This window comes from Mesorhizobium sp. M7D.F.Ca.US.004.01.2.1 (assembly GCF_003997785.1).
Taxonomy (GTDB): Bacteria; Pseudomonadota; Alphaproteobacteria; order Rhizobiales; family Rhizobiaceae; genus Mesorhizobium; species Mesorhizobium loti.
In genome coordinates this window covers 1-4,512 of the sequence record NZ_RZRQ01000416.1, presented here as the reverse complement: position 1 = coordinate 4,512, position 4,512 = coordinate 1, and the positions used below count along the sequence as shown (strand labels likewise).

Here is a 4,512-nt window from a genome sequence, read left to right as displayed (position 1 = left end):
GCTTTGCACAGGTAAGACAATGCCGGACCGCACCACCCACTCCATCGCGCATTTCGCGGCACCTTTCGTGCTCGGCGGACTGGAAGGGCAGCTGCCGGCCGGCGACTACGACATCGATCACGACGAAGAGCTGATCGAGGGCATGTCGCGGCTTGCCTGGCGCCGCGTCGCCACCTTCATCCATCTGCCGGCAAGGGCAGTGAAAAACCCGCCCACCAGCCAGCTTGTCGCCATCGATTACCTCGAACTCGAAACAGCGCTGAAGCGCGACAGGGAGAATGCAGCATGATCCGTTTCCAGCAGAATGCGCGCCCGCGCACCGACACGCCCGCGCACCAGTTTGCGATCGGTCAGACCGTGCGCATGAAGAGCCGCACCGGCCTCGTCCAGAAGACCGCCGAACTGTTCCAGATCAAGAGCAGGCTGCCGGTCAAGGACGGCTCGCCGCAATACCGCATCCGCAGCGAGCAGGAGACCCATGAGCGGGTCACCACCGAAGACAATCTCGAACCGGCCGACCCGGTTGTTGCCGACAGCCCGGTTGTCACCGTCTGAGATCCCCACCGCAAAGCCAAGCCAACACACAGCAGGAGCACGACATGTCCAAGGGTCAACAGCGAAGCAACCGCGAGACACGCAAGCCGAAGAAGGACAAGGTCGTGGCCAAGCCCGCCTCCCCGTTCGGCTCGTCGGTCAAACAGGCGGAGAGCAGCCTGAAGCCGAAATCGAAGGGCTGACAAACTGGAGGGCGCGCCTCGTGCGCCCTCTCCGTCCCTATGTGAGGCGGCGAATTGATTGAACAGGCCCGCGCAATGCTCTGCCACGGAGGCGCGCTTGAACTTCGTCATCGAGTTCTACCGGTCGCGCGACGCCGACGAAGCCACGCTCGACAAGGTATCGCTGGAAGCGCCGAACCTGCGCGCCGCGCTGCAGGGTGCTACCGCGCTGTTCCACACGCTCGCCATGCCGCAAATCCCCGATCGCCTGCGCATTTGCGACGACGATGGCAGCGAGCTTTACGCCGGCCCGGCCGACGGGGCGTATCCGGCACCGTGACCGGCAGCGCGCGCTTCAATCTTCACACGCCTTTGCTGATCTGATCATGTCCTGCGGATATCGCCCTGCCCCTCAGCACGGTCCGTCGCCAACGACGCGATAGTCCGCGGCGCGGGCTTCGCAGGAATTGGGGAAGGTACGCATCTCGCCGTGCCGGCGAGCGCACACCGGCGCATATTCGCGGGTGCAGAACGTCTGCTCTTCACCACCACCGCCACCACCACCGTCGCGGCACGGACCGTCGCGCACGATGCGATAGCCGGCCCGGTCGGCAAGGCAGGCATTGGCAAAAGTCTGGCGGTCGCCGCCGCGCCGGGCACAGACCGGCTCGTACTGCTTGCTGCAATACTGCGGTTCGGGCCGTGGCGGACGCGGGCGCGGCCCTGGTCCGTCATCGACCACGACGGTGCAGGCGGCAAGAATTGCCGACAGCAACAGGATGGCAAAACCCTGTCGCGAAAAGATTGCCGCCAGAAATTTCATGATGATCTCCCACGATCGCGTCCCAGTTGCCGATCCTCGCCATTCCCTTGCCAAATGCAACCCCCGTTTGCAGCCATTACAGCCGGAAACGGCGCCTGGGCCGTGGGCGGCATCAGCTTCCTCGGCCACCTCGACATCTGGCCCATTCGTGGCCCGGCTCTGGCCGATGACCCGGCCGGCAAGCAAGCCTATGCCGGGCCGATCGATGCTCAGGTCAGTCGATTCATGCGTCGGGATGCGCCAGTGCGGCGGCCCGCGGCGCTATCTTGCAACCATCACGTTTCCGTGCGATAAATTCCGTGTTCGGGCATTTGCGACCCGGAGAGCGGAACGTTTTGGACGACCTTTCCCCGATACTGTGAATCTCTGACGGCCCCGTTTTCGGCGGGGGGTTTGACCATGCGCCAATGCATGACTGCCGAAGCAACCACCGGGAACTGCCCTTTGCGCCAGGCGGCGGGCAGGACCACCAAAGACTGAACGGGTGAAGGAGTTTCCCCAATGGCCCAGACCGGCACCGTTAAATTCTTCAACGCGACCAAAGGCTTCGGTTTCATCACGCCCGATGGTGGCGCCAAGGACGTGTTCGTCCATATTTCCGCGATCGAGGCTTCGGGCCTGCGCACGCTCGTCGACGGCCAGAAGGTCACCTTCGACGTCGAGCCGGACCGCATGGGCAAAGGCCCCAAGGCCGTCAACCTCCGCGCTGCCTGAGCCATCGGCACGCCGCACGTCTCTCGGACGCGCGACGGAGGCTCCAATGCCTGAACCTGGCTTGGAGAGGGATTTGAATTTTGAAAGGCGCGGCGATCTTCGTCGCGCCTTTTTCGTACCGAAAAAGCAGACCAAGGTCTGTTGAGATTCAGGCGAGGCCGAGCCGAAAATGGCTGATACCGAGAACCGGAGCGGAGCGTACGTTTGGGTACGTGAGCACCGGAAGCGCAGGGAACGGCCATTTGCAGGCCGGCCTCACCTGAATATCGACAGACCTTAATGCATGTCGCTCAAAGGTGGTCTCGGGTTTGGGGGAACGATACGCATGAAAACAAAGACTTAAAGCGAGTCGCGAGGCGCTTCAGGTGCCCGCAAAACTTTCTCTTGCCGATGACGCTAAAATAAAGGACAAATTTCCACTCGGGCATTTGCCGGCCCGAGACTGGAATTTATGGGACAAAGGAGCTTCCCATGCCGCAGACCGGCACCGTCAAATTCTTCAACCATGCCAAGGGCTTCGGCTTCATCACGCCCGATGATGGCGCGAAGGATGTTTTCGTCCATATTTCGGCCGTGCAGGCGTCCGGTCTTCCCGGTCTCGAGGATGGCCAGAAAGTGTCATTCGACACGGAGCCGGATAAGCGTGGCAAGGGTCCGAAAGCCGTCAACCTGTCGGTCGGCTGAGCCGGCTTCAGACCGGCTGCGGCGGGCGGTTTCGCCCCTTGAGAGCGTGTGATCTTTGACGTCTGTTTTGAATAAACACGTCGAAATCCGTTCAGCCCCCGTTCAGCCACGGTCGCATATTAGTCTTTGGTAAAGCCGGACCGCATCCCCCGAAACTGCACGGGCCGGTACGAAGGAGACCGACATGAACCGAATTTTCAAAACCGCCGTCCTGGCCGCTGCCGTGGCCGCCACCACGCTCGCAACCTTGCCCGCCGCCAATGCGCGTGACTGGCGCCATCACGGCCATCACGGCAATGGCGATGCGATCGCCGCCGGCGTCCTCGGCCTCGCGGCCGGCGCGCTGATCGGTGGCGCGTTGGCCAATGACCAGCCCCCGCCCTACGCTGACCGCTACTACGATGACGGTTACTACGATCGTGACGTTGTGGTGCGCCCGGCACCGGTCCGCCGCTACTATGCGGAACCGAGGGTTGTCTACGCCGATCGTTATGCCGAGCCGTGGACGCGTGACTGGTACGAATACTGCTCGGACCGCTACCGCAGCTTCAATTCCCGTACCGGCACGTTCACCGGCAATGACGGCGAACAGCATTTCTGCACTGCCAACTGAGGCATCCCTGCCCCCAAACAAAAAGCGCTGACCGCAAGGCCAGCGCTTTTTTTGTTTGGAACACCGCAGGATTTGGGATCGGCGAATATCGGCACGCCCTAAACGAGAAAAGGATTGGTCCGCCTCTCCTCGCCGAAGCGGCCGCCGGGACCGTGGCCGCAGATGAAGCCAATATCGTCGCCGAGCGGCAGGAGCTTGTCCTTGATCGAAGCGATCAGCGCCGCGTGGTCGCCGCCCGGCAGGTCGGTGCGGCCCACCGAACCGCGAAACAGCACGTCGCCGACATGGGCGAACTTCGCCGCGCGGTTGTAATAGACGACGTGGCCGGGCGCGTGGCCGGGGCAGTGCAACACCTCGAACACATGGCCGCCGAACGACACGGTCTCGCCTTCGGTCAGGAACCGGTCGGGCACACAGTTGCGCGCACCGGCGATGCCGTAACGCCTGCCCTGGTTTTCCAGATTGTCGAGCAGCGACTTGTCGGCCTCGTGCGGGCCGATGATCTCGACGCCGAGCGCCTCCTTCAGCTCCATGGCGCCGCCGGCATGGTCGATATGGCCATGCGTTATCCAGATCGCCCCGGCTGATATCGCATTGTCCTTCAGCGCCGCCAGCACCTTGTCGATGTCGCCGCCCGGATCGACGACGACACCGTGCTTGTCGTCCATGTCGAACAGGATGGTGCAATTCTGCTGAAACGGTGTGACCGGCACGATGCCGGCATTGAGCTGACCCATGATCGTCCTTTCGCTATGCCAGCGGTGATGTAGAGGCGCGGGCGAAGGGCGTCCACCCCTCGAAAGACGAACAGTCAGTAGTCCCAAAACGGAAATGGGCGGCCGAAGCCGCCCATTTGAAAAGACCGAATGGCCGCTTACTTCTTCATGGCGCCCATGACCGCGCCGAGAATGCCGGTCAGGATCGCGCCACCGCCGGCGCCGCCGACGATGTTGTTGAGGTTC

General features: G+C 62.7%; 9 protein-coding genes. 7 read left to right on the top strand and 2 right to left on the bottom strand.

The window, feature by feature from the left end:
• The first annotated feature begins 19 nt into the window (after positions 1 to 19).
• The 4 genes from EN993_RS31940 (at position 20) to EN993_RS31930 (ending at position 1,056) form a co-directional block, all read left to right on the top strand.
• Entirely contained in the window at positions 20 to 289 is a 270-nt protein-coding gene (locus tag EN993_RS31940) for a hypothetical protein (protein ID WP_109659820.1), read from the top strand.
• Positions 286 to 555 carry a hypothetical protein gene (locus tag EN993_RS31935; protein WP_127265761.1) on the top strand — a complete coding sequence of 90 codons (270 nt, stop codon included), beginning with the start codon at positions 286 to 288 and terminating at the stop codon, positions 553 to 555. The genes EN993_RS31940 and EN993_RS31935 overlap by 4 nt, the downstream gene beginning before the upstream one ends.
• A gap of 44 nt (positions 556 to 599) precedes the next feature.
• Complete coding sequence (locus EN993_RS37205) at positions 600 to 737, top strand: hypothetical protein (protein WP_164482279.1); 138 nt, start codon at positions 600 to 602, stop codon at positions 735 to 737.
• 97 nt (positions 738 to 834) lie between these two features.
• Entirely contained in the window at positions 835 to 1,056 is a 222-nt protein-coding gene (locus tag EN993_RS31930) for a hypothetical protein (RefSeq protein ID WP_127265759.1), read from the top strand.
• Positions 1,057 to 1,128: 72 nt separating this feature from the next.
• Here EN993_RS31930 and EN993_RS31925 read toward each other — a convergent pair whose 3' ends face one another.
• The gene (locus EN993_RS31925; RefSeq protein ID WP_127265757.1) at positions 1,129 to 1,539 is read right to left on the bottom strand and encodes a Kazal-type serine protease inhibitor; all 411 of its coding nucleotides are present in this window, start codon (positions 1,537 to 1,539) and stop codon (positions 1,129 to 1,131) included.
• 501 nt (positions 1,540 to 2,040) lie between these two features.
• Between EN993_RS31925 and EN993_RS31920 the strand changes: the two genes are divergently transcribed.
• The 3 genes from EN993_RS31920 to EN993_RS31910 all read left to right on the top strand — a co-directional run bounded on the left by EN993_RS31920 (position 2,041) and on the right by EN993_RS31910 (position 3,550).
• The gene (locus tag EN993_RS31920; protein WP_006202520.1) at positions 2,041 to 2,253 is read left to right on the top strand and encodes a cold-shock protein; all 213 of its coding nucleotides are present in this window, start codon (positions 2,041 to 2,043) and stop codon (positions 2,251 to 2,253) included.
• Between the two features lie 471 nt (positions 2,254 to 2,724).
• On the top strand, positions 2,725 to 2,937 hold the full coding sequence (locus EN993_RS31915; RefSeq protein WP_013530020.1) for a cold-shock protein: 213 nt from the start codon (positions 2,725 to 2,727) through the stop codon (positions 2,935 to 2,937).
• A 184-nt stretch (positions 2,938 to 3,121) separates the two neighbouring features.
• The gene (locus EN993_RS31910) at positions 3,122 to 3,550 is read left to right on the top strand and encodes a BA14K family protein (RefSeq protein ID WP_109659809.1); all 429 of its coding nucleotides are present in this window, start codon (positions 3,122 to 3,124) and stop codon (positions 3,548 to 3,550) included.
• A 98-nt stretch (positions 3,551 to 3,648) separates the two neighbouring features.
• On the opposite strand, the gene EN993_RS31905 is transcribed toward EN993_RS31910, so the two are convergent.
• Positions 3,649 to 4,287, bottom strand: coding sequence for an MBL fold metallo-hydrolase (locus EN993_RS31905; RefSeq protein WP_109659807.1), 639 nt, complete (start codon positions 4,285 to 4,287; stop codon positions 3,649 to 3,651).
• Positions 4,288 to 4,512 lie beyond the last annotated feature (225 nt).